Annotated in this window: 22 protein-coding genes; 14 read left to right on the top strand and 8 right to left on the bottom strand. The window is 27.8% G+C overall.

What is annotated here, in order from left to right; genetic code table 11:
• Window positions 1-33: 33 nt before the first annotated feature.
• Genes ACNI3D_RS11775 through ACNI3D_RS11765 form a run of 3 tightly spaced genes read left to right on the top strand, consistent with a single transcriptional unit; the run spans window position 34 to window position 3,498 of the window.
• Window positions 34-1,719, top strand: a complete 1,686-nt coding sequence (locus ACNI3D_RS11775) for an OmpA family protein (RefSeq protein ID WP_419767151.1) — start codon at window positions 34-36, stop codon at window positions 1,717-1,719.
• Window positions 1,707-2,669, top strand: a complete 963-nt coding sequence (locus tag ACNI3D_RS11770; RefSeq protein WP_419767150.1) for a hypothetical protein — start codon at window positions 1,707-1,709, stop codon at window positions 2,667-2,669. Before ACNI3D_RS11775 ends, ACNI3D_RS11770 begins: the two co-directional genes overlap by 13 nt.
• Window positions 2,656-3,498: a hypothetical protein gene (locus ACNI3D_RS11765; protein WP_419767149.1), complete on the top strand. Its 843-nt coding sequence runs from the start codon at window positions 2,656-2,658 to the stop codon at window positions 3,496-3,498. The genes ACNI3D_RS11770 and ACNI3D_RS11765 overlap by 14 nt, the downstream gene beginning before the upstream one ends.
• A 45-nt stretch (window positions 3,499-3,543) precedes the next feature.
• Here the strand turns inward: ACNI3D_RS11765 and ACNI3D_RS11760 are convergent, their stop codons facing one another.
• Window positions 3,544-4,152 carry a TetR/AcrR family transcriptional regulator gene (locus ACNI3D_RS11760; protein ID WP_419767148.1) on the bottom strand — a complete coding sequence of 203 codons (609 nt, stop codon included), beginning with the start codon at window positions 4,150-4,152 and terminating at the stop codon, window positions 3,544-3,546.
• A gap of 106 nt (window positions 4,153-4,258) precedes the next feature.
• On the opposite strand from ACNI3D_RS11760, the gene ACNI3D_RS11755 reads away from it, so the two are divergent.
• The 3 genes from ACNI3D_RS11755 to ACNI3D_RS11745 are packed head-to-tail and all read left to right on the top strand — an operon-like array spanning window position 4,259 to window position 8,431.
• The gene (locus tag ACNI3D_RS11755; protein ID WP_419767147.1) at window positions 4,259-5,746 is read left to right on the top strand and encodes an efflux transporter outer membrane subunit; all 1,488 of its coding nucleotides are present in this window, start codon (window positions 4,259-4,261) and stop codon (window positions 5,744-5,746) included.
• A complete protein-coding gene (locus ACNI3D_RS11750) occupies window positions 5,733-6,866 on the top strand; it encodes an HlyD family efflux transporter periplasmic adaptor subunit (protein WP_419767146.1) in 1,134 nt (377 codons plus the stop codon). Before ACNI3D_RS11755 ends, ACNI3D_RS11750 begins: the two co-directional genes overlap by 14 nt.
• A gap of 14 nt (window positions 6,867-6,880) precedes the next feature.
• Window positions 6,881-8,431 (top strand): DHA2 family efflux MFS transporter permease subunit, encoded by a 1,551-nt coding sequence (locus tag ACNI3D_RS11745; RefSeq protein WP_419767145.1) that lies wholly within the window; start codon window positions 6,881-6,883, stop codon window positions 8,429-8,431.
• 23 nt (window positions 8,432-8,454) lie between these two features.
• Here the strand turns inward: ACNI3D_RS11745 and ACNI3D_RS11740 are convergent, their stop codons facing one another.
• The gene (locus ACNI3D_RS11740; RefSeq protein ID WP_419767144.1) at window positions 8,455-9,315 is read right to left on the bottom strand and encodes a DUF808 domain-containing protein; all 861 of its coding nucleotides are present in this window, start codon (window positions 9,313-9,315) and stop codon (window positions 8,455-8,457) included.
• Between the two features lie 42 nt (window positions 9,316-9,357).
• Complete coding sequence (gene upp, locus ACNI3D_RS11735) at window positions 9,358-9,981, bottom strand: uracil phosphoribosyltransferase (RefSeq protein WP_129100715.1); 624 nt, start codon at window positions 9,979-9,981, stop codon at window positions 9,358-9,360.
• Between the two features lie 131 nt (window positions 9,982-10,112).
• Between upp and ACNI3D_RS11730 the strand changes: the two genes are divergently transcribed.
• The 3 genes from ACNI3D_RS11730 to ACNI3D_RS11720 all read left to right on the top strand — a co-directional run bounded on the left by ACNI3D_RS11730 (window position 10,113) and on the right by ACNI3D_RS11720 (window position 12,338).
• Window positions 10,113-11,363, top strand: a complete 1,251-nt coding sequence (locus tag ACNI3D_RS11730; RefSeq protein WP_419767143.1) for a uracil-xanthine permease family protein — start codon at window positions 10,113-10,115, stop codon at window positions 11,361-11,363.
• A 122-nt stretch (window positions 11,364-11,485) separates the two neighbouring features.
• A complete protein-coding gene (locus tag ACNI3D_RS11725; RefSeq protein WP_419767142.1) occupies window positions 11,486-11,821 on the top strand; it encodes a hypothetical protein in 336 nt (111 codons plus the stop codon).
• A gap of 58 nt (window positions 11,822-11,879) precedes the next feature.
• Window positions 11,880-12,338, top strand: a complete 459-nt coding sequence (locus ACNI3D_RS11720) for a DUF2780 domain-containing protein (RefSeq protein WP_419767141.1) — start codon at window positions 11,880-11,882, stop codon at window positions 12,336-12,338.
• Window positions 12,339-12,346: 8 nt separating this feature from the next.
• Here the strand turns inward: ACNI3D_RS11720 and ACNI3D_RS11715 are convergent, their stop codons facing one another.
• Together ACNI3D_RS11715 and ACNI3D_RS11710 are read right to left on the bottom strand one after the other, a co-directional pair.
• Entirely contained in the window at window positions 12,347-13,312 is a 966-nt protein-coding gene (locus ACNI3D_RS11715) for an HD-GYP domain-containing protein (protein ID WP_164969755.1), read from the bottom strand.
• A 171-nt stretch (window positions 13,313-13,483) separates the two neighbouring features.
• Window positions 13,484-13,891, bottom strand: coding sequence for an NUDIX domain-containing protein (locus ACNI3D_RS11710; RefSeq protein WP_419767140.1), 408 nt, complete (start codon window positions 13,889-13,891; stop codon window positions 13,484-13,486).
• Window positions 13,892-14,623: 732 nt separating this feature from the next.
• Here ACNI3D_RS11710 and ACNI3D_RS11705 point away from each other — a divergent pair.
• Complete coding sequence (locus tag ACNI3D_RS11705; RefSeq protein WP_419767139.1) at window positions 14,624-15,727, top strand: ion transporter; 1,104 nt, start codon at window positions 14,624-14,626, stop codon at window positions 15,725-15,727.
• 4 nt (window positions 15,728-15,731) lie between these two features.
• Here ACNI3D_RS11705 and ACNI3D_RS11700 read toward each other — a convergent pair whose 3' ends face one another.
• The 3 genes from ACNI3D_RS11700 to ACNI3D_RS11690 form a co-directional block, all read right to left on the bottom strand.
• Complete coding sequence (locus ACNI3D_RS11700) at window positions 15,732-16,718, bottom strand: hypothetical protein (protein WP_419767138.1); 987 nt, start codon at window positions 16,716-16,718, stop codon at window positions 15,732-15,734.
• Between the two features lie 75 nt (window positions 16,719-16,793).
• On the bottom strand, window positions 16,794-17,525 hold the full coding sequence (locus tag ACNI3D_RS11695; RefSeq protein WP_375724295.1) for an IclR family transcriptional regulator: 732 nt from the start codon (window positions 17,523-17,525) through the stop codon (window positions 16,794-16,796).
• Between the two features lie 67 nt (window positions 17,526-17,592).
• Window positions 17,593-18,156, bottom strand: a complete 564-nt coding sequence (locus ACNI3D_RS11690; RefSeq protein WP_419767137.1) for a DJ-1/PfpI family protein — start codon at window positions 18,154-18,156, stop codon at window positions 17,593-17,595.
• A gap of 183 nt (window positions 18,157-18,339) precedes the next feature.
• On the opposite strand from ACNI3D_RS11690, the gene ACNI3D_RS11685 reads away from it, so the two are divergent.
• Genes ACNI3D_RS11685 through ACNI3D_RS11670 form a run of 4 tightly spaced genes read left to right on the top strand, consistent with a single transcriptional unit; the run spans window position 18,340 to window position 23,132 of the window.
• On the top strand, window positions 18,340-20,235 hold the full coding sequence (locus tag ACNI3D_RS11685; protein ID WP_129100704.1) for a TonB-dependent receptor plug domain-containing protein: 1,896 nt from the start codon (window positions 18,340-18,342) through the stop codon (window positions 20,233-20,235).
• Entirely contained in the window at window positions 20,235-20,702 is a 468-nt protein-coding gene (locus tag ACNI3D_RS11680) for a hypothetical protein (protein WP_419767136.1), read from the top strand. The genes ACNI3D_RS11685 and ACNI3D_RS11680 overlap by 1 nt, the downstream gene beginning before the upstream one ends.
• Window positions 20,692-22,617 (top strand): EAL domain-containing protein, encoded by a 1,926-nt coding sequence (locus ACNI3D_RS11675; RefSeq protein WP_419767135.1) that lies wholly within the window; start codon window positions 20,692-20,694, stop codon window positions 22,615-22,617. The genes ACNI3D_RS11680 and ACNI3D_RS11675 overlap by 11 nt, the downstream gene beginning before the upstream one ends.
• On the top strand, window positions 22,614-23,132 hold the full coding sequence (locus tag ACNI3D_RS11670) for a 3'-5' exonuclease (protein WP_419767134.1): 519 nt from the start codon (window positions 22,614-22,616) through the stop codon (window positions 23,130-23,132). The genes ACNI3D_RS11675 and ACNI3D_RS11670 overlap by 4 nt, the downstream gene beginning before the upstream one ends.
• The last annotated feature ends 3 nt before the right edge of the window (window positions 23,133-23,135 follow it).

The following is a 23,135-nucleotide window of genomic DNA, read 5'->3' as shown; positions in this document are numbered from 1 at the left end:
TTTAAATAATTAACATAAATTATAAGGTATTCAATGAAGAAAAAAATAATAACTTTGTCTTTGTGTGCTTCAATTCTTTTAACGGGTTGCTCCACAACTGAATTTCAGAACAGTGTAAATAAGAACCTTGGTAAAATTGGTGGGACAGGTGTTGGTGCTGGTGCTGGTGCGGTAATTGGAAAACAAATTGGTGGTAAAAAAGGTGTGCTAATTGGAGCTATAATTGGTGGGACTATAGGTTACTTTATCGGGTCTGAAATTGATGAAAGAAGAACAGCTATTGAAAAAATCGCAAAAGAAGAAAAAATACCTATTTATTTTGAAGATGTGAAAGCTGAAAATGGCGATAAAATTGGACAAGCTTTTATTACAGAAGACAAATATCAATTTAATACTGCATCTAATATTTTAAATCCAAAAGCAAAAGGTTATTTTACTGAAATTGCTAAACAATATGCAAAGTCGGGACAAAAAGTGTTAATTATCGGTCATACAGATGATAGAGGTTCAGATTCTTATAATTATAATTTATCTGAAAAAAGAGCAAAAACAGTTGCCCAAATATTTAAAGATGCTGGTGTTAAAGGTGAAAATATTTATTTTTATGGTTTGGGAGAAACAAAACCAATTGCTACTAATAAAACAAGTACAGGACAAGGTAAAAATAGAAGAGTTGAAATAGTTGAAGCTCCTACTGAAAAAGATATTGCTAGATATGCTTATATGAAACCTGCAAATGGAAATATGTTTAATAAAGAAAAAATAGGGCAGTCAAATAAAGGTGCTATTATAAAAGGTAAAGAGTTAGCAAAAAATAAACCTGTGATTAAAAATTCTTCTGAACTTGCAAATTCCAATCTACCTTTGTCTGGTATGGGTACTATGAAAAATGTAAATATAAATGTAAAACCTATTGCTGGTGGAAAAGGGAATAATAAAGTTGGTTCAAGTTCTATTGAAATTGGAACTACCAATTTTAAAGGTAATGAACTTTATGCTATTGGAAATGGTGTTTCTGATAATAAAGGTCAATGTAGAGAAAATGACTTTCTGTACTATGCTAAAAATAAAAATGAACGAATAGTCTTAAGTGGTGGAGAAAGATTTCAACAAGCTAAAATGGAACAATCTTTTGAAAAAGTAGTTGGTATGCCATTAAAAGATACTAGCTTTTCACTTGTTACTAAAGCATATGCAGGGACAGAAGAGAAATTTTATTCAAGTTGTTTAGAAGATTCGTTTAAAGAAAAAGGTACTGTAAAGAATTTTGAGACTGGACGTGAAGTATTAATAGAAAAAGTTGTAACACAAATTCCTTGGCTAGATGGTACTCAATGGTATGGAGATTTAGGTGAAAACATTGTTTCTTTATCTCCTATTAGTGTATCGGTAAATAATGTTGAACCTATTACTTGTCCTAATTTAAATTTTATAAAAAAAGGAAATAATAATCCTACTCTTAGTATGTCAACTAAAGTTGTAACAAGACAAGGAGATAGGGGATTTATCTATAGAATTTATCCTACTATAAAAAATAGTAATAGTAACTTTGAATGTATGGATGTTGCTTATAGTGATGAAAAAAATGAAGTAGCCCATGCAAATGTATATTATTCACTAAATGGTAAGTATTATAAGAAAGATGTAGATTTAACTCTTTTAAGAGCAAATAAAAATATAGAGGATAAAAAGGAAGGATTTTTTTCATGGATGAAATGATGGATTTAATATATGATAAAACGGGAGTAGAATTAGCATATTGGATTCTGCTTTTAGCTGGATTATTAATTGCTGCAATAGTTCTTAACTTACTTAAAAATAGAAAAATATCTCACAATGATAAGAGTTTATATGAAAAGAGTAGAAACTATTTAGAAAAGGTTGAAGAATACAAGCGTAAGCCTATGCCTTTATTTATTCTAATTGTTTTAATATTTGCGGTTGTTATTGAAGCAATGGGGTTTGCATATATTTTTAGTGATTATATATTAAGTGATGCAAGTAATTCTGATTTAAGAGTTGCTGGTGTTTTAGGTGCTGTGTTAATTGCTAGTATCTTGGTTCCTTTAACTCATGTTACAGGAGAACAAATTTATTATAATAAAAAAATAGATACCTTGGAGAGTTATTTTGATGGTAAAAAAGATGTTGAATTTGATTCTATCCCACATCTAAGAATTGAAAATACTAATAAAGATGATGATTTAAATAGTAGGGCAACTTCGATTTACTCAAGAACTGAGCCTGAGATTAAAAAGGGCAAGTTTGTTAGAAAAAGGTATCTACCTATGTTTACTTCTCTTTTAATACTTGTAATTGCTGTTGGAGCTTATAAAGTTAGAGAAGAGACTTATTTAACAAAAGAAAAGAGAGAATCACAAGCATTTGAGGAGCAAGCAAAGGCAAGTTTTAATAAAGATACTAAATCTTTGCCATCATTTTTAATTGATACTTCAAAAGATAATGCAGATGTTCAAAATAGAGGAATTATTGAATCAAAAAGAAGGTCTAATTTAATTACTTATGTAATTTTAATGTTTATGTTTTTAGGAATTCAAGTAATAGGCATTTTTTCTGGTATGAATTGGGGATTTATTGGGAAAGAGAGTAAATTAGCATATCTTAATTGTAAAAATTATAAAAAAGGTAGTGATAATGATAAGAAATAGATTTATTCTTGGATTAATGCTAATAAGTATCTTTTGTTCATCGGTACTTGCAAGCCCACAAAGTTGTAGGGAATCTATTGGTGTTGATAATAAGTATTTAAAGAATGATTTTTATTCCACAGAAGTTTATTTATTGATTGATAAATCAACATATTTTAGTCAAAAAGACAAGGATACAGTTTTAAAAAAAATATCTCCTTTTATAAAATCTAATACTAAGATTAATGTGTATAGTTTTACTGAATATGGTAAAGATTCAAAAAATGAAAATTTTGGGAGTTACTATATTTATTCTGATCTTACAAATAATGAAGAAGATGATATTAGTAGAAGTAAAGTAAAAAAAATAACTCATTGCTTAAATGAGGTAAAAATATTTACATATAATGGAATAAAAAATGGTTTAGAAAAAGGTACAAGAAAAAAAGAAGATAATATTTCCAAATCTGAAATTCTTAGAAATCTAAAAATATATAGTAAAAATAATATTAGATATTCTAAAGCAAAAAGAAAAGTTGTTGTTATTATGTCTGATATGCTAGAAAACTCAAAACATATTTCATTTTATAAAAATGGTCTAGTGAAACTTTTAGATATAAATAAAGAGCTTGAGCTTGTTAAAAAGCGAAATTTATTAGCTGCATTTAATGATTCAGAAATATATGTGTATGGATTGGGTTCTGTTGAAGTAAATAGTTCTAAAGAAGACAATAGAGACTCTGATGTTTTGGATAACTTAGCTGATTTCTGGGATGAATACTTTGTTTCCTCTGGTGGTAGACCTCATGGGTTAAGATCGTACAATATGGATTATACATTAGAATATTGATTTTGATGTGTATTCTAAAATAGAATACACAAAATTAAATAGTATTTAAATCTTATACGCATCCATAAATAGATTAACAGCTCTTATTGCCATTGCATCCATCTCTTTTTTTGAATATTCTATGTCAATATTTAAAAGAAATGGATAGATTAATTCTGCTTCTATTAGTCCCCATAAGTGCTTTGCTGCAATAGTTGTATCTATTCTTTTAATTTTATTTAACTGTATAGTTTTTTCTAGGAAGTTAGAAATAATATTTTGACCTTTTAATACTCTATTATTGTAAGCAATTTTCCCTAAGTCTGTTATTCCTGATTGGCTTATTGTTAGTTTTCTTAATTCTCTTAATTTTGGTGAATATAAAAAAGCTAGTTGTCTTTTCCCAAATTCACATAATTGTTCATATGCATTTTCAATTTTAGCAGATTCAGAGATCGTTTCGTATACAAATTGAAATTCCTCTTCATTTGAGATAGAAATTACTTCAAAAAATAGTTCTTCTTTTGAAGGAAAATAGTTATATAGTGTTGTTTTAGAGCCACCAGCGCGAGCACAAATTTTTGACATAGAAGCTCTTTCAAAACCAAATTCTCTAAAGACTTCTGTTGCAGCTTTGATTATTGTTTGTCTTTTTGTTTCTGTTTTTTTTCTCATTAATATTTCTTTTAGATAGATTTTTTAAAGTTATCTTAACATTTAAAAAGATAATATTCCTTTAAATGAACAGTACAGTACAGTACAATTTTGAAGAAAGGTATAAATGAATAAAAAAATTGTTAATTTAATATCAAATTATAAAATAATAACTACAGTGACAACACTCAGTATAATGGTAAGTGGTTGTGCTCCAATTCCTAAAAATAATGAGTTAATTAAACCAAACTCAATATCAATGTATAAAATAAAAGAATCATTTGATAATAAAAATAATGCACAATGGCCAAAAATGAACTGGTGGAAAATTTATGATGATAAACAACTTAATGAATTGATTAGTGAAGCCTTAAGTGATTCACCAAATATAATTTCAGCAATGGCAAGATTAAAAGAAGCAGATGCTTATACTCAGGTTACAAAATCGTTAAATTTACCACAAATAAGTGCAAATGCACAAGTAACAGAAGAAAAACATAGTTATAACTATATTACACCACCAGCTGTTACTCCAAAAGGTTGGAATGATTATGGACAAGCTACTTTAAATTTTTCTTGGGAGTTAGATTTTTGGGGTAAAAATCGTGCAACTATAGCTGCTAGTATCTCAAATGTAGAAGCTATGAAAGCAGAACTTGCACAAACAAGATTAACTCTTTCTAGTGCAATAGCAAGTAGTTATTCTGAGTTAGCACGATTATTTGCAAATAAAGATGAACTAAAAGAGTATTTAACAGTTCAAAATAAATTATTAGTTTTATTAAATCAAAGATATGAAAATGGACTTGAAAATAAATCAAGTGTTGATGATGCAAAAACTTTATTAGCAAATGCACAAGAAAATGTTTTATTACTAGATGAACAAATCTCTTTACAAAGAAATAAAATAGCGGCACTAATGGGAGCTGGACCTGATAGAGGTCTTAAAATAACTCGTCCAACAATTAATTTTTATCAAAAAGAATTTAGATTTCCTAATAATTTAGCGGTTGATTTATTGGGAAGACGACCAGATATAATAGCTGCAAAAATGCAAGTAGAATCAAAAGAGTATTTAATACAAGAGAAAAAAGCAGAGTTTTATCCTAATATAAATCTTTCTGCATTTATTGGATTGCAATCTTTAGGATTGAATTTACTTCATGAAAAAGATTCTTATATGGGCTCAGTGGGGCCTGCTATTTCATTGCCTCTTTTCACAGCAGGAAGATTAAAAGGTGATTTGAGAAAAAATACAAGTATATATGAACAAGCAGTTGCAAACTATAATCAAACTCTAACTCAAGCTTTAAAAGAAGTTGCAGATGTTGGTATTAGTCAAAGAGCATTGACAAAACAGCTTATAAAATCTCAAGAAGCATTAAACTCTTCACAAGAAGCATATGAAATAAAAACAAAGCGTTATGAAGGTGGACTTAGTAATTATTTAGAAGTTTTATATTCACAAGAAAATTTTATAAATACAAAAAGAAATTTAATAAATCAAAAAATCAGAGCACTTACTTTGGATATAGCACTTAAGTATGCACTTGGAGGCGGATATAACCCACAATTACCTATAAATGAAAAAGGAAATAATAATGGAAGAAAATAAAAAAATCAATGAAAAAGTAAAGAAAAATCAAAGTAAAAGAAAAAAAGTACTTTCGATTTTTTTGGTATTGTTTGTCTTAATAGGAACAATTTTTGGTTTGTATTGGTATTTTTATGCTTCACACTATGTTTCAACTGATAATGCATACACAGATGTGGAAATTGCACAAGTTACACCTTCTGTTGGTGGTACAATAAGTGATGTACTTGTTACAAATACTCAAGTTGTAAAAAAAGGTGATATTTTAGTAAAAATAAATCAAACAGATACTTCTTTAGCTCTAGAAGAAGCAAAAGCAAATTTAAGTTTAGCAATTCGTCGTGTAAAAGGGTATATGGCAAACGATAATGGATTAAATGCTTTAATTGAAGCACGAAAATCAGATGAAATAAGAATGAATGCCAAATTGAGTTCTGTAAAAGCTGATTTAAAAAGAGCACAAATAGATTTAAAAAGAAGAGAAGATCTAATCTCATCTGGTGCAGTTTCAGAAGATGAATTAACAAAAGCAAAAAATGCTTATGAAAATGCAAAAGCAAATTTAGATGCAACAATAGCTGAAGTAAAACAATCAAAATCAAATATTATCTCTGCAGTTGGCTCAAGAAACCAAAATGCAACAAGAATTGATAATGTAAGTGTAGAAAACAATCCAGAAGTTCTTTTAGCAAAAGCTAGATTAGACCAAGCGATTGTAAACTTTAATCGTACGATTATTAAAGCACCAATAAGTGGAATAATTGCCAAAAGACAAGTAGAACTTGGACAAAGAGTTCAAGAAGGAACACCTTTATTATCAATTGTTCCTACTCATAATATATATGTAAATGCAAATTTCAAAGAAGGAAAATTGAGAAGAGTTAAAGTTGGTCAAGAGGCTATTGTTCATGCAGATATTTATGGAGATGATGTTACATATCATGGTGAAGTAGAAGGTTTCTCTGGTGGAACAGGAGCTGCTTTTTCTTTAATCCCTGCACAAAATGCTACGGGAAATTGGATTAAAGTTGTTCAAAGAGTACCAGTTCGTATAAAACTACTTCCTGAAGAGTTGGAAGCTCATCCTTTAAAAGTAGGTCTTTCAATGGATGTAGAAATAAATACTTTTAATCAAAAATAAAATGAGAGTCTATTATGCAAAATGATAAAGCTTCTTCTGAAGAAGTTATAGGAGAATTTAAATTATCCCCTACAATGTTTTGGGTTGCTGCACTTATGCTTACAACTGCAAATTTTATTGCAGTTTTAAATATGACTATTGCAAATGTATCAGTTCCTCATATCGCTGGAAATCTAGGAGCAACAGCATCTCAAGGTACTTGGGTAATCACAGCTTATGCAATAGGTGAAGCAATAACAGTACCTCTAACGGGTTGGTTTGCTCTTAGGTTTGGTGCAGTAAAAGTATTTGTGGTATCAATGATTATGTTTGGGCTTTTTTCTATAGTCTGTGGTCTTGCAGATTCTTTGGGTTTATTAGTTGTTGCACGGGTATTTCAAGGATTTTCTGGTGGACCCTTGATGCCACTTTCTCAAACATTGCTTTTACGACTTTTTCCAAAAGAAAAAGCAGGTGTTGCTATTGGAATGTGGTCTATGACAACACTTGTAGCTCCTGTTTTAGGACCAATAGTAGGAGGATATGTTTGTGATGAATATAGCTGGCCTTGGGTATTTTTCTTAAATTCACCTATTGTTATTATTTGTGGTTTTTTTGCTTGGCAATTATTGAAAGATTATGTTGAACCTTTAGTTAAAAAACCTATTGATGTGACTGGATTGTTTTTATTAATTATTTGGGTTGTATGTTTACAATTAGTATTAGATGAAGGTAAAGATCTTGATTGGTTTAGTTCAACTAAAATAGTAATATTAGCAATTATCTCTTTTATAAGTTTTGTTAGTTTTATAATTTGGGAATTTTATGATGAACATCCTGTTGTTGATTTAAAAGTTTTTAGACATAGGGGCTTTACCATTAGTGTACTAACTGTAAGTTTGGCATTTGGTGCATATTTTGGTGCCAATGTTTTAACTCCTCTTTGGCTTCAAACTTTGATGGGATATACAGGAACGCAAGCTGGTCTTGCAGCTTGTTGGACAGGAATTGCTGGGCTAACAGTCGCTCCATTTGTGGCAAAAGCTGCAACTACTACAGATGCTAGAAAATTGGTTTTTGTAGGTGTTTTATGGCTTGGTCTTATGACTTTTTGGAGAGGTATTGCAAATACAGATATGGCATTTATTGATGTTATGTTGCCTCTATTGTTTATGGGATTTGGACTACCTTTCTTTTTTATTCCTGCAATGGGTTTATCCCTTTCAAGTGTTGAAAAAAATGAGGTGGATTCTGCAGCTGGATTATTGAACTTTGTTCGTACACTTTCAGGAGCTTTTGCCACATCATTTGTAGCAACTGCCTGGAGTAATAAAACAATTGAAAATCATGCTAATTTGGTAGCCATTACAGATAGTGATAATAGTATAAGAATGGCAATGGAGAATACAGGAATGAGTACGGATTTGATTAATCAGACAATAAATATGATGATAAATAAACAAAGTGTAATGTTGGCAACCAATCAAGTTATGATTACTCTTTCAGTGGTATTTGTTTTAGCAGCTCTTATGATTTGGGGAGCTCCCAAACCAGTGAAAATACCAAAAACAACTGGCGGTCACTAGATAAAGAAAAGAGCTAAATACATTTAATTTTTAGCTCTTTTAAAAACTTTTTTTAATATGTTGATAATAACTAAAAGTAAAAAACCTACAATAAAACCTACTATTAAATGATTTAAAATAAGAGGAATATTTTCAAAAAAAACTTCTTCTATTGGATGAATATTATGTGAAAGAATTCCTCCTCCCACTAAAATCATGGCAAAAGTTCCAACAACAGCTAAGAACTTAATTATTTTTGGCATAAGGGCAATTAAAAAATTTCCTATTGTAACTTTGTTTTTTTCAATCAACCAAAATCCAATATTATCCATTCTAATAATAAGTGCTACTATTCCATATACTCCAAAAGTGGCAACTATTGCAACAAAGCTTGTCACAAAAATTTGCAAGGGTAAGGTTTCATTTAATACAGTACTTAAAGAGATTATAACAATTTCTATAGAAAGAATAAAATCAGTTAATATTGCTGATTTTATTTTATCTTTTTCTATTTTTAAAATATTATCACTTGTAGATTCAATTATCTCTATTTTGTGGTGTTTATGTAGTTTACTATGAAAATATTCTTCTATTTTTTCTGCACCTTCATAAAGAAGATATAATCCACCAAAAATAAGAATATAAGGAATAATAAAAGCTGCAAAAGCACTTAATAAAAAGGCTAAGGGAAGTATTATAGCTTTATTTTTTAGAGAACCCTTTATAATTGCCCAAATTACTTTTAGTTCTCGCTCTTGGCTAAAACCTATTGCTTTTTGGGCATTTACTGCCAAGTCATCACCCAAAATTCCAGCAGTTTTTTGAGTAGCAATTTTAGTTGTAACTGCTACATCATCCGCTAAAACAGCAATATCATCTAAGAGAGCAAATATACCTGAAGCCATTATTAGCCTTTGTTTTAAAATTATTTTTTAAAAAAGTAAATTTTATTCATGAGTATAAAATGCTCTATCTCCTGCATCACCAAGACCTGGTCTTATGTATTTGTTATCATCAAGTCTTTCATCTATCTGTGCTATGAAGATATCCACATCAGGATGAGCTTCTTGAACAGCTTTTATACCCTCAGGAGCTCCTAAAATATTTAAAGAGATGATTCTTTTGGCACCTTTACTTTTTAAATAAGAAATTCCATCTATAAGTGAACCACCAGTTGCTACCATTGGATCTAACAAAAGAACGGTTTTATCTTCGATTTCTGGGATATTTTCATAAAAAAGTTTTGATAAGGCAGTTTCTTCATCTCTTTTCATAGCTAAAAATCCACTTCTTGCATATGGTAAAGTTCTTAAAATACCTGTAAGCATAGGTTCACCAGCTCTTAAAATTGGTACTAATACTAATTTTTGTACTTCTATCATTTGAACATCTAAAGGACCTTGCCATGTGTTTATATTTTGTGTAATTGTATTAAAATCAGATAAGGCTTCAGCTGCAATTATTCTTGAAATCTCTTCAATTGTAAGTCTAAATTCATTTGATGCTGTTCTTACATCTCTTAATCTATTTATTAGATGTTTTACTAGTATATTAGTACTTTCTTTATACATATGTTGTCCTATTTTATTTTATTATTTGATCAGGATTATATCGCAAAATTGCTTATATCCTAAACAGTGGTTTACATAATATTAACCATTATTTGGTTACCATAACAAAATTATTTAAATAAAGAGGATAAATGAAACCCACAGATTATAATTTTAGAATCAAGGATTCTATTCTTGGTATTCAGTTTTTGTTTGTTGCTTTTGGTGCACTTGTACTTGTACCAATTTTGACAGGACTTGATCCAAATGTTGCACTTTTTACTGCTGGTCTTGGTACTTTAGTATTTCAACTTGTAAATAGAAAAACAGTTCCACCTATCTTTTTAGCTTCATCTTTTGCTTTTATTGCTCCTATTTCTTATGGGGTAAAAACTTGGGGAATAGCTGCAACTATGTCCGGACTTGTTGCTTCTGGACTATTTTATGTTGTGCTTAGTTTTATTATTAGATTAAAAGGTGATAATTTCATTCATAAACTTTTACCGGCAGTTGTTGTGGGACCTGTTATTATCTCTATTGGACTTATTTTATCTCCAGTTGCAGTAAATATGGCTATGGGTAAAACAGGAGATGGAGCGATTGTTTTAATTCCCTTTGAAACAGCTATTATTATCTCTATGATTTCTCTTTTTACTATGGTATTTATATCACTTTTGGGAAAAGGTATTTTCAAACTGATTCCTATCTTAGGTGCTATTTTAGTGGGTTATTTTGTTTCAATATTTTTTGGAGTAGTTGATTTCTCAATTGTAGCAAAAGCTTCTTGGTTTTCTATGCCAAACTTTACGGCACCTGAGTTTAATTGGCAAGCAATTATTTTTATTTTACCAATTGCAATTGCACCTGCTATTGAGCATATTGGTGATATGCTAGCTATTTCAAATGTTACAAAAATGGATTATCTTAAAAAGCCAGGATTAAAAAATACGCTTTTAGGAGATGGTTTAGCAACTTCTGTTGCATCAATGTTTGGTGGTCCACCAAATACTACATATTCAGAAGTTACAGGAGCAGTTACAGTAACAAAAGCATTTAATCCTGCAATTATGACTTGGGCTGCTATTGCTGCTATTATTTTAGCATTTGTTGGGAAATTAGGTGGAATACTAGCTACTATTCCAGTTCCAGTTATGGGTGGAGTTATGCTATTACTTTTTGGAATTATTGCAAGCGTTGGTATCTCTACTTTAGTAAGAGCTAATATTGATTTTAACTGTCCTAGAAACTTAGTTATTGTTTCTATGATTTTAGTTTTTGCAATTGGAGGAATGACATTTAATTTTGGTGGAGTTTCATTTTCAGGAATTGGACTTGGAGCTATTACTGGTATATTTTTAAATCTTATATTACCGCAACCAAGAAAAGACGACCATATTCTTTAGATAAAAGGAGAAAGTCTCCTTTTATCATCTTCTATAAAATTATTAACTCATTTATTTTCTGTCGCTATATTGAAACCATCTTAAAGTAAAATTTTTTCTTAATAAAAATAATGGAGAAAAAAGTGAAAAAATCTATTGAAGAAGCTCTTCAAGCTAAGAAAAGTATTGACCCAAAAGAGTTAAAAAAACTTTCGAAATCTTCTAATTATAAAGTAAGAAGAGCAGTGGCTCGAAATACAAATACTTCTCAAAAAACTTTAAAGAAACTACAAAATGACCCTATCTTAAATGTTGCATATATGGCAAATAAATTTATATCAAAAAAGATATTATTTAAAGATTCTCCCTCTTTAACTTATCCTTGTGTTATTTGTGAAGAAGATGAATCGAAATTTCATAATATATGTCCTACTTGCAATAAAACTAATTCTCATAAAAGTACTAAACTATTTACTTAAATAAAAGATGAACTAATAATTTCTTATGGTATAATTTTCTAAAAAGTAAGGAAGAATAGTGAATAAAATCCTATTATCTATAATGTTTCTACTTGTCACATTTTCTCATGCTGGAATGTTTGACCAAGTTAAAAATATGATCTCTAACGAACTTTCAAAAACAAGTGAAAATGACTTAATAAGCTCTATCTCAAAAAATATGAACATAACACCAACTCAAGCTACAACAGGAACAGCAACAATTTTACAATATGCAAAAAACCAAATTTCTGATACGGATTATACGGGTTTGTTAAAAGATGTTCCAGCTTTAGGTAATCTAAATACTTCTTCATTGACAGATAGTTTATTGAATAAAATTAGTTCAGCTGAATCTGTACAAACTGCATTTAAAACTTTGGGAATGGATTCTAATATGGTTAGTAAATTTGTACCATTAATTATTGAGTATGTACAAAAAGTAGGGGGTGTTGATTCTTCTACTCTTTTAACAAGTGCCTTAAAAGGCTTATTATAGTTTAATTATTATTTGTGTTGTTGTATTTTATTCATTTCTTCTTTAAATACTCCAATGAAGTGATTTACAACATTACCATCTAGATGTTTTGACATCTCTTTTTTCATCATAACAAGGGTATTAAATGTGCCTGTTGAGTTTTTATAACTTTTATTGGTGGTTAAGGCATCAAAAACATCACATACAGCAATTATTTTTGCAAAAATACTCATGTGTTCAGCTTTTTGCTTATCTGGATATCCGAAACCATCAACTCTTTCATGATGATTTCTAATACCTGATAATATCTCTTTATTTGTAATTCCTAATTGTCTTGCCATTGCCCATCCATACATTGGGTGCTTTTTAACCTCATTAAATTCATGTTCAGTCAAAATACCTTCTTTATTTATGATTTTGTCACTAATTTGAGTTTTCCCTAAGTCATGAAGTAAGGCAGATATTCCTAAGTTTTCTAAATCTTTTTTATTCATGCCCATATGTTTACCCAGGCATAAGGCATAAACGCTTACATTTAATGAATGAGTATGCGTATAGTAATCACTTGCAAGTATAGTTATAAATGAACTTACTGAAAAACTATCTTGTAAAATTGTAGATACCATATCATTTACTATAATTTCTACTTCTTTTACATTTTTTATTGTTTGAGGATTTTCAAATATATTATTTACAGTATTTCCAACTTCTTCATAAAAATTTTTCATATTTTTTGGTATGAGTTTTTTGCTCATAAAATCATTATAATAATTTTCATAAAATTTTCTTTCATTTTCATGAACATACAGATATCTGTAATCAGACAGATTTTCAATATCGTGAAGAATAAGTTTTCTACTTTTTGTAGAGATTAAAGAAACATTTTCTTCTTTTGAGTTTTTCCCATATAAATCAAAGAAAAATTCAACACCTTCATTTATTATTTCTTTATTAATAAGATAATATTTTTCTTTATTTGTTATGTATTCATTCATGCCCATTTTAAACTCACTTAGTAATTATGGTATTAATTCATCTATATTAGTCTAAAAAAAATAAAACTTATATTAAAAAATAATTTTATTATGTATTATTATATAATCTACTTAGTTATCAAATTGTTAATTATAATTTAATTATCCAATTTTTATTTTGACATTCATCTATTATTTCTTTAAAAAGTCATTAATGATTTTTTTATGGTCAAAGACCAATTTATCAAGTGGTATTTTGTCTTTTTCATATATAAATACTTCTTTTGCATCATCTTGAGCTATAGGTTCTCCATAGGCTTTGCATATAAAAACTATTGATACCGTATGAAATCTTTCATCTCTTTTTGGGTCTGAGTAAACTCCAAGGAGTGATTCAATTGTAACATCAAGTGAGGTTTCTTCTTTCATCTCACGAACTACTGCATTTTCAACTGTTTCGCCAATATCAACAAACCCACCAGGAATAGCCATTCCTAGTGGTCTGTTTAGTCTTTCAATCAAAACGATTCCTCTAAAGTTTTCTTTTTCATCATATAGTTTTATGATGCCATCAACTGTTAAATAAGGTGTTTTTATCATTGTTTTCTTTCTATAATATTTTTTCTAGTATATCAAAAGTTGGATAAACTATTAATAGGTGAAAAATTTAATTCTCATAAATACCTAAAGGTATTCGCTTCTTCACTTTTTGGTGGCAAAAAGTAAAACAAAAAGCCACCAACCGTATCAAAGCCCTTCGGGTTCCCTTATTTATTATTTATCTTTCCTTTCTTGCAAAACTTATATAAAAATATGCTCTATAGCATATTTATTATATTCAAACAGTTGCAAGTCTTTTCCGAAAAGAGAAATAAACATTCGGCTTTTGCAAATGTTGGAAATAAAAGGTGGGATAATGACATTTGCATTTTTGATTTGTTTAGATTCTTTGCTTTTATTTACTCTGATTTACACAAAATAGTTTAAACTTCTAAGAAAATAAACAACCAAAGAGATTTCTTTCTACATCTACAGAAGCCGAGCGTTTATTTTTCTTTTTTCTAGACAAGATTGCTAACTGTCTGAATGTTTAAAAGTTGCTAAACGCAAGTTTTAATAAATGAGTTTTAGCAAGCAGAAAAAATAAAAATAATAAGGGAGGGAACCTTTGGCTTCGCAGCCGTAGTTGTTTTTGCTTACTTTTCGTCAATACAAAAGTAAGAAAGCGGAGACTGCTAAGTCTTCAAGAGAATGTAAAATTCACAAAAAGAGTTATTTTATACGAAATAGTAATTTATTTATAGTAAAATAGTATATATAAAAAGGATAAGAATGACTAATAACAAAATTATTGATTTTCTTGATAACCCTAAAACAAAAATTGCTCAATATTTTTCATATGTATTAATAATATTAATTTATGTATCAATCCTAAATGCAATAATTTCAACTAAAAATGGATTATTCTTTCAAAACTATGAAGAGTATTTTAATTATTTAAATAATTTTATCTTATTATTTTTCACCATTGAACTTTTGATTAGATTAATATTTGTAAAAAATAAAACTAAGTATATATTTAGTATATATGGTTTAATAGATATATTATCTGTAGTACCAGAATTAATAAGTTTAATATTTTTCCCATCATTAGGTGGAGCACTCTGGATAAGAGCATTTAAATTGTTTAGGATATTTAGAATATTAAAGGTAATTCGTTTATTTAGAAATTTAAATGGAATTATTGGGAAACTTGTTCCTTATATTGCTTCTGCAATTGCATATAAAGGAATAATTGTACTTTTTGAAAATGAATCTTGGTGGATAAATAGTAAGGATTTAACAATTGTTATAGCAGTGGTAGGTTTTTCTTTAGCTGTTCTCTTAGGAACAAAACTTAAAGTTGTTAATTCACGAATATATCAAATTGAAGATGCAGTATGTAGGATTATTGGTTCTCTTAGGGATATGCAAAATAATATAAATGTACAAAAAGATTTATATAAATGGAGTAGTAAATTAGAAGAAACTTTAAAATATTCAGTATCAGAAAAAAAGAAAGAAAAAAAAGTTGAAGAAATGATTACTCTTACTGATGAATTAGAGGAAAAGCTAGAAGAAAATAAAATTGGAGGTCCAAATACAGCAGGATTTCATAGAGATGTTGCATATTTATTACATAGAACTTTAGCTAAAACACCTATAAATTATGAAAAATTTCTAAAAATTGTGACAATTTTATACACATTAACAGTAATTTTAGTTGTTCCTGGTTTAATAGGATTTATTTCTTCTGTTTTATTAGTATTTGTACTTGGAGGAATGTATTATTTAATTGAAGATATGGATAGTCCATTAAAATATACAGATGATTCCTTTATTGATGTCCGATTAGATACTTTAGAATTATTTAATAAAAACTATAAATATAAGTAAAACTTTATTCTTCTAAATTAATTTTATTTACGGGTTTAAACCCAGTAGTTTTTTTAAAGTCCATATTATGTATAAAATTTGTCATTGAATCAGATGTATCAATTAAATTAAGATTTAAATCCTCAAATATTTCTTTAGAAATTAAAGCAGAAACAATAGGTAATAATTCTTTGTGTCCTGTGCTTTTATTTAATAATTCGTCTTCTGCTGTAATGATTACACTATCAATAGGAAGTAATGCAAATACTTCTCTTGCAACTCTTAATATTGCACTACAAACGTAATCTTGGTATATCTCATGATATAAACTTTTTGTCAGGTTTTTTGATGATAATTTACCACTTTTTAGTAAATATTTGGATTCATTTGGAATAATATCTTGACTATGGACATTTAAATCAATGTACAAATATCTTTTATCTAATTTAAAGTCTAACTTAGTTCCTAGATTATTGATTTCTTCAAATGGGTTAAGTTCTTGTATTACATCTAAAAAAGCTTTTTCTTCATTGTTTAATACTTTAGTTGCTAATTCAATTTGCTCTTTCCAATCAGTATATTCTTTTTTATATGTAAGTTTTTTTTGTTCATAATTTTGTTCATCTAATATTTTAGATTTTTCAATCTCTTTTAACAAAGATTGTTTCTTCTTTTCTACTCTATTAAATATTTTGTGAAAAAAGTTAGGTTTAAAGTTATTAAAAATAGATTCTGCTTCTTGTTGTTTTGTATATATTAATTTGGGTTCTTGTGGAGCTTGTTCATTTTTTAATGCAATCCAATTAATTTTTTCTGAACCTTCTTTATGTAATGATTGTATTTGCTCTATATAGTTTTCATAGACTTCTACATCATATTTAGCCTGTTCCAATTCTTCTATTTTTTGTTTGTTTTTGTGACGTTTTTCTAGTTCTCTTTGCTTACGTTTTGATTCTCTATCTATTTTATTTAAAGTAGAATTTATTGTTCTTAAGTTTCCTCTCCAACCCATAACTATTCCTTTTATTTAATATGAAATAATTATATAATTATTTCAATTAATAAGTAAGCGAAGATATTATTAGTCTCATAAAACAATAGAATACCTACTAACAATATCCAAAATCATTTTCCCATATTCATGGGACTTATCTAAAGTCAATCTATCCTTAGTACCAGAAATACCAACTGAAGCAATCAAAATATTCTCATGATTAAATAACGGAACACCAACACATCTCATACCATCTTGATACTCTTTATCATCAATAGAGTAACCATTCTCTCTAACTTCTTTTAAAGTATCTTCTAGACTCTTTAGACTTGTAATAGTATTGTGAGTATATGAGTTTAATTTTACTTTTTCTAAATCAAAGTTTCCAAAAGCTAAGATTGATTTACCTAAAGCATTTGTATGCAAAGGAGCTTGTAGTCCTATTTTATTTCTTGTTTTAATTATCCTATCTGAGTTATCAAATTGATTTAAATATAAAACCTTGTAGTTATCAAAAATACCCAAATATGCACATTCATTTGTATTTGAATATATCTCTTCTAAAAGAGAGTTTGTTTTCTTTACTATAAGTTCTATTCTTGTTTTTGAGTTTGTTGGTTTTGTTATATCTGTAGCTATGATTTCATTTGATTTTTCTAAGTGAGTGATAAAACCCTCTTCTTGAAGAGTTTTAAGAAGCCTTGACATAGTACTTTTTTCGATGTTTAGTTTTTTGCATAGTTGTTTTGCTAAAATAGGTTTATCATAGTTTATGATTTCTTTATAAACTTGTAAACCTTTTGTAAAAGATTTGTTAGTTGACATAATAAAACTCTTTTTGTTTATTATATCAAATAACAGAACTTTTTTAGTAGTTCTGTTATTTTAAAATTTAAGCTAGAAGTTCATTGAATTTTGCAAGCCATTTAGGATGAGCTGGCCATGCAGCAGCTGTTACTAAGTTACCTTCAACGATAGCATCTTCAAAGCCAATATCAGCCCATGTTCCTCCATTTGTAGTAAGGTCTGGCGCACAAGCTGGATAACAAGAACAAGTTCTATCTTTGACTATTCCAGCAGCAACTAATACTTGAATACCATGACAAACAGAAGCAATTGGTTTATTTTTTGAGTTGAAGTTTTGAACTATTTCTAAAACTCTAGGATACAATCTGATGTATTCAGGCGCTCTTCCTCCTGGGATTAGAAGTGCATCATAACTATTCTCATCTATCTCATCAAAAGAGGCATTTAATGTAAATTTATGACCGGGCTTTTCAGTATAAGTTTGATCACCTTCAAAATCATGAATTGCAGTTTTTATTTGATCACCTGCTTTTTTATCTGGACAAATAACATCAACAGTGTGTCCTAACATCAAAAGAGCTTGAAATGGTACCATTAATTCATAATCTTCAACAAAATCTCCAGCAATAATCAATATTTTTTTTGACATAATATTTCTCCTTTTTATTATTGATAAATGATATATCATAAAGTTTTAATTTAGAATTTAAAATGAAACTAATTATTTCTAGTTTCATATTATGCAACATTAAATGTTTTAAATAAACAATTAAATTTATTTTGGCTAAAATTTGGCTTTATGTGCGTATATGACTACAAAACTAGGTATTAGATGAAAATATTATTATTGCTTTTTTTATTTCTTTCAACATTATTTTCAAGTACTTTAGAATCTTTACTTGATCAATATGAAAAAACCACTGAAAACTCATTGCAAACTGTAGATGAGAAAATGGGGCATGTTCGTATTTATTCGCAAAAAGAGATGAAACTTATGCAATACCATAAATTAAGTGATATCTTAAAAGAACTTCCCCTTTTTACACTAAATAAAAATAGATATGGAGTATCTAATCCATCCCTTGCAGGAAGTAAAACAACTGTTAGTGGATTTTTTAGGTTTTTTATAAATGACCATGAAATAAGCTCAGCTCAAACTAAATCACCCTTTATTATTTGGGGTGATTTACCTTTAGATTTTATTGATCATGTTGAGATATATTATGGACAAAGTTCTTTTTCTCTTGGAAATGATAGTGGAGTATATTTTATAAGACTTTATACTAAAAATCCTGAAAAAGAAAATGGTGCTGAAATTACTTCTCAAATTTCTAATAATCATACAAATTCAAATGGATTTACTTATTCATCTCAATTAGGTACAGATTGGTCATATTTAATATATTTAAATAATACAAAAATAAGAGATGAGTCCGATTATAAAGACAGAAAACTTTCAAATGATTCTCATAGGAGATATCTTTACTTAGATGTAAAGAATGAAACAACAAGTATCAATGTTGGGTATAGTGATTTAAGAAAAGATAACTATATGGGATTCTCAAAAGATATAACTCCAAACAGTGGTGAAATATATTCAAAAAACTATTTTTTAGATGTTACCAAATATTTTTTAGATGATAAATCAATAAAATTTAATTTTTCAATTGGGAAAAATAATAGAAAATATGAAGAAGAAAATAAGGAAGGCATTACAATTATTCCTTATCTTTTTTCTCCTTTACAAAATATTACAAAATATAATGAAGATTTAAAGCTAACAAAAACAAATGCATATTTATCAAAAACATTTAATTATAAAAACAATAACTTTTTAGCTGCACTAAGCATGGAAAATAAAAAGTATGAAGTAAATAATAGAACTCTTATTAATTCAAATACTTCTATTGATGTAGGAGAGTTTAACAACTTTAATGAAGAGAGTGTTTATTCTGTGTTATTTCAAGATGATTATAAAATAAAAGATGATTTAATAATTATAGGAAATGCAAAGTATGATAAATACAAAAGAAAAGGATTTTTAAAAGATTCTACAAATAGTAATTATAGAATAGGAACTATTTATACCCCTTATAAAAATTTTGGTCTAAAAAGTTTTTATACAATAACAACTGTACCTCAAGATTTTTATAGTATAGATTTTGCTTTACCTTCTAACAAAGAATTAAAAGAGCAAAAGTACAGATTCTACACTCTTGAAGGTGTTTTTACTACAGATAACTCAAAATTTGGAATAACATATGATCATGTTACTATAAAAGATTTTATATATCTTTCTTCTTATGGTTTTGTAAATGTTGATCACAAAATTACAACTGATGGTTGGATATTTGATTATGAGTATAATTTTGCAAACCAAGATAAAATAAAACTTAATTATTATTTAACAAGTTTGAGTGAGATTGCAAATAATTCACAAGACGGTGGATACATTAAGTATATGGGAGAGTATAAAAGGTTTGAGTATTTTACTTCATTAAACTACAAAAGTTCATATTCTTATAAAGATGTTCATGTTGGTAGTGCCTATGATGTAAGTATTGGTAGTACATATAATGTAACTAAAAATTTAAGTCTGAGTTTAAAGGGTGAGAATATTTTTAATAAATCAACTCAATCTCTTTTTTATGATGTAAGTACAAAAAAAGACTTTGCACTTAAAGATTATGGAAGAAGTGTTACTATGACACTGAAATGGGTATTCTAATGAAAAGCCTAATCTTAATATTAAGTATTATTTCATCTTTATTTTCTTCTTCTCAATATACTTTTTTAGTCAATGAATATGATAAAGAGATTGAATTAGAAGCAAAAATTATTGCAAAAATTGCAAAAAGTTCTTTAAATGAAGATATTAGGCTTTTTATTCCAAATATAACTAATATGGAAAAAAGAGTTTATTCTAAATATTTTCTTTTGACTAAAACTTGTGAAAATTCAAACTTTGTTTTCGTTAAAAATAATAAAGAAGATATTAATAGTTGTTCTCAAGAAAACAAATTATTCTTTACTAATAACTATAAAAAATTACTTTCCAATAGAAAATATTTCGGAGCATTTTTTTGGAATAAAAGTAGACCTAATATTGTTTTTATAAAAGCAAGATTAACCAAAGAACACATCAAACTACCAAAAGATTATGACCAATTTGTGGAAGATTTTGATGAAAGATAAGTTATTTATAAAAAATCCTTTAAGGATTATACTTCTAACTGCATTCATTTCTTCCCTTTTGCTTTTGCTTTTATATGGAATTACGATATTAGAGAATAAAGTTGAAAAGAAAATGGTTGATATTTCTATTTTTGATGTTATCTCTATTGCCAGAAATGATGCTACTTCAATAGAAAGAATATTAAATAATGCTAAAAATGAAGATTATGTTAAATACATAGAAAAAGATTTTGCATTGCAAAAGAGAATAGAAGAACATCTAAAAATACTTTTAACAAAGAATATAAAATATGCATACCTTTTATATAAAGATGAAAAAGGTATATTTAGATTTTTAGTTGATGCTTCAAAGCCTGCTGAAAAAGCTACAATAAATCAAAAATTTGATATAGAAAGTGAAAAGTGGTTTAATTTATATAAGACTAAAGAACCTCAATTAATAATGCACAAACTTTTGCATGAATTATCAATTACATACCTTGTACCTATTATTCAAAATGGTGAAGTGAAACTTATTTTAGCAATAGATTTTTCAATCAATAAGATTGAAGATATCAATGAGATGATTACTGTAATCAAAAATGTAATTATTGGAATTATTCTTATTACTTTTATTTTCTTAATAATCTTAATTATTCAGACATTCAAATATAGTGTTATGAAAAAAGTAGTTTATATTGATAAGTTAACAAATGTTTATAATAGAAACTATTTACAAGAATCAGAAGATTTTATTAATTTAAATGATTATGTTTTAGCTACCCTTGATATAGATTTTTTCAAAAGAGTAAATGATACTTATGGGCATGATATTGGAGATAAGATATTAAAAGATGTGGCAAAAATAATTCTAAAATCTACAAGAACTAAAGAAGATATTGTTATTAGGTATGGAGGAGAAGAGTTTGTTATTTTAGCAAAAGCGAGAAGAAATGACCATGCTAGTGCTTTAAACATAATAGAGCGAATTTATAAAAATATCCAGAAAAATAAATTTTATATCAATAATGAAAATTATATTAATATTACTGTTTCTATTGGAGTTAATCTTGTTCCTTTTAAATCAAAAACTTTTTCAGAGGCCTTTAAGCTAGCAGATATTGCTTTATATAGTGCAAAAAACAAAGGTAGAAATACTATTGAAATTTATGATGAAAATGAAGATCAAATTGCTAATTGTTTGTCTATTAGCGAAATAAATGAGGCAATGGATGAGAATAGAGTAATTTGTTTTTATCAAGGGATTGTTGATACACAAACAAAAGAGATATCACATTATGAAGCACTTTTACGAATAGTAGATAAAGATGGGACAATAATTACCCCTGATAAGATTTTACCTGCTATTCGTGGTACATTTATTTTAAGAAATATTACAAAATGTGTTTTAGATATTTGTTATAAAAGACTTTTAGAAGATGAAAAAATCAAAATCAATGTTAATCTAAATCCCCAAGATATAATAAATGATTCTATTTTAAGTATTTTAATAACTTATGCAGAAGATAGAAGCGTATCAAACAGGTTGGGTTTAGAGTTAGTTGAAAATGAAGATATTATGACTTGTCTTGATGCAAAAGAAAACCTATCTATGTTAAAAGAGTTGGGATATAAGATTTATATAGATGATTTTGGAAGTGGATATTCAAACTTTATTTATCTTACTGAAATAAAAACTGATTATATAAAAATTGATGGAAATATTATTAAACGAATACTTGAAGATGATGTATCCTTTTTATTGGTAAAAAGTATTGTAGCCTTTGCAAAAGAAGCCAATATAAAAGTAATAGTTGAATATGTTAGTAGCAAAGAGATTTTTGATAAAATAGAGTCTTTAGGAATAGAATACTCTCAAGGTTTTTATTTCTCTATTCCTTCTTCTTTTGAAACAAAAGATTTAGTTGTTAGATGATAATTTTAGACTTTGAAACAAATAGCCATAACGAACATGATGTTATAGAAGCAGCAGCTGTAAAATTAGAGGTAGTAAATGGAGAATATATAGTTCGTGATAAATTTCATAGATACTATCTCTCTCGTTATCCTGTAAATCCATACTCTTATGAGGTTCATAAACTTACCCCTGAATCTATATTAAAAATAAGACAAAACTCCTCTTATGCTTCTTATTTTAAAGAAGATGAAGAGTTTGTAGAGTTTTGTGGTGGAGCAGAAACACTGGTTGCTCACAATATTAGTTTTGAGCTTCGTCATTTAAGACAAATTGTAAATTTTAAAAATCATATTTGTACAATGAAAGAGAATAAGCATATTGTAAAAGCTTTAAATAAAAATGCCAAAATTAAAAATCCAACTTTAGATGAAGTGTGTTTTTATTATGGTATTGAGTTTGATGAAAATAAACATCATAGTGCTACTTATGATGTTAGTAAAACTTTTGAGATACTAAAAAGAATGAAAATCTAAATT

It is taken from the genome of Arcobacter siniprincipis (SeqCode) (assembly GCF_048571125.1).
GTDB classification, from domain to species: domain Bacteria; phylum Campylobacterota; class Campylobacteria; order Campylobacterales; family Arcobacteraceae; genus Arcobacter; species Arcobacter siniprincipis.
The sequence above is the reverse complement of the archived record's forward strand: the minus strand, read 5'-3'. Positions and strand labels throughout refer to the sequence as shown.

Excerpts from the sequence above, each read along its gene's own strand:
- ACNI3D_RS11775 (WP_419767151.1), top strand. The coding sequence starts at position 34 with ATGAAGAAAAAAATAATAACTTTGTCTTTGTGTGCTTCAATTCTTTTA.
- ACNI3D_RS11770 (WP_419767150.1), top strand. The coding sequence starts at position 1,707 with ATGGATGAAATGATGGATTTAATATATGATAAAACGGGAGTAGAATTA.
- ACNI3D_RS11765 (WP_419767149.1), top strand. The coding sequence starts at position 2,656 with ATGATAAGAAATAGATTTATTCTTGGATTAATGCTAATAAGTATCTTT.
- ACNI3D_RS11760 (WP_419767148.1), bottom strand. The coding sequence starts at position 4,152 with ATGAGAAAAAAAACAGAAACAAAAAGACAAACAATAATCAAAGCTGCA.
- ACNI3D_RS11755 (WP_419767147.1), top strand. The coding sequence starts at position 4,259 with ATGAATAAAAAAATTGTTAATTTAATATCAAATTATAAAATAATAACT.
- ACNI3D_RS11750 (WP_419767146.1), top strand. The coding sequence starts at position 5,733 with ATGGAAGAAAATAAAAAAATCAATGAAAAAGTAAAGAAAAATCAAAGT.
- ACNI3D_RS11745 (WP_419767145.1), top strand. The coding sequence starts at position 6,881 with ATGCAAAATGATAAAGCTTCTTCTGAAGAAGTTATAGGAGAATTTAAA.
- ACNI3D_RS11740 (WP_419767144.1), bottom strand. The coding sequence starts at position 9,315 with ATGGCTTCAGGTATATTTGCTCTCTTAGATGATATTGCTGTTTTAGCG.
- upp (WP_129100715.1), bottom strand. The coding sequence starts at position 9,981 with ATGTATAAAGAAAGTACTAATATACTAGTAAAACATCTAATAAATAGA.
- ACNI3D_RS11730 (WP_419767143.1), top strand. The coding sequence starts at position 10,113 with ATGAAACCCACAGATTATAATTTTAGAATCAAGGATTCTATTCTTGGT.
- ACNI3D_RS11715 (WP_164969755.1), bottom strand. The coding sequence starts at position 13,312 with ATGAATGAATACATAACAAATAAAGAAAAATATTATCTTATTAATAAA.
- ACNI3D_RS11710 (WP_419767140.1), bottom strand. The coding sequence starts at position 13,891 with ATGATAAAAACACCTTATTTAACAGTTGATGGCATCATAAAACTATAT.
- ACNI3D_RS11705 (WP_419767139.1), top strand. The coding sequence starts at position 14,624 with ATGACTAATAACAAAATTATTGATTTTCTTGATAACCCTAAAACAAAA.
- ACNI3D_RS11700 (WP_419767138.1), bottom strand. The coding sequence starts at position 16,718 with ATGGGTTGGAGAGGAAACTTAAGAACAATAAATTCTACTTTAAATAAA.
- ACNI3D_RS11695 (WP_375724295.1), bottom strand. The coding sequence starts at position 17,525 with ATGTCAACTAACAAATCTTTTACAAAAGGTTTACAAGTTTATAAAGAA.
- ACNI3D_RS11690 (WP_419767137.1), bottom strand. The coding sequence starts at position 18,156 with ATGTCAAAAAAAATATTGATTATTGCTGGAGATTTTGTTGAAGATTAT.
- ACNI3D_RS11685 (WP_129100704.1), top strand. The coding sequence starts at position 18,340 with ATGAAAATATTATTATTGCTTTTTTTATTTCTTTCAACATTATTTTCA.
- ACNI3D_RS11680 (WP_419767136.1), top strand. The coding sequence starts at position 20,235 with ATGAAAAGCCTAATCTTAATATTAAGTATTATTTCATCTTTATTTTCT.
- ACNI3D_RS11675 (WP_419767135.1), top strand. The coding sequence starts at position 20,692 with ATGAAAGATAAGTTATTTATAAAAAATCCTTTAAGGATTATACTTCTA.
- ACNI3D_RS11670 (WP_419767134.1), top strand. The coding sequence starts at position 22,614 with ATGATAATTTTAGACTTTGAAACAAATAGCCATAACGAACATGATGTT.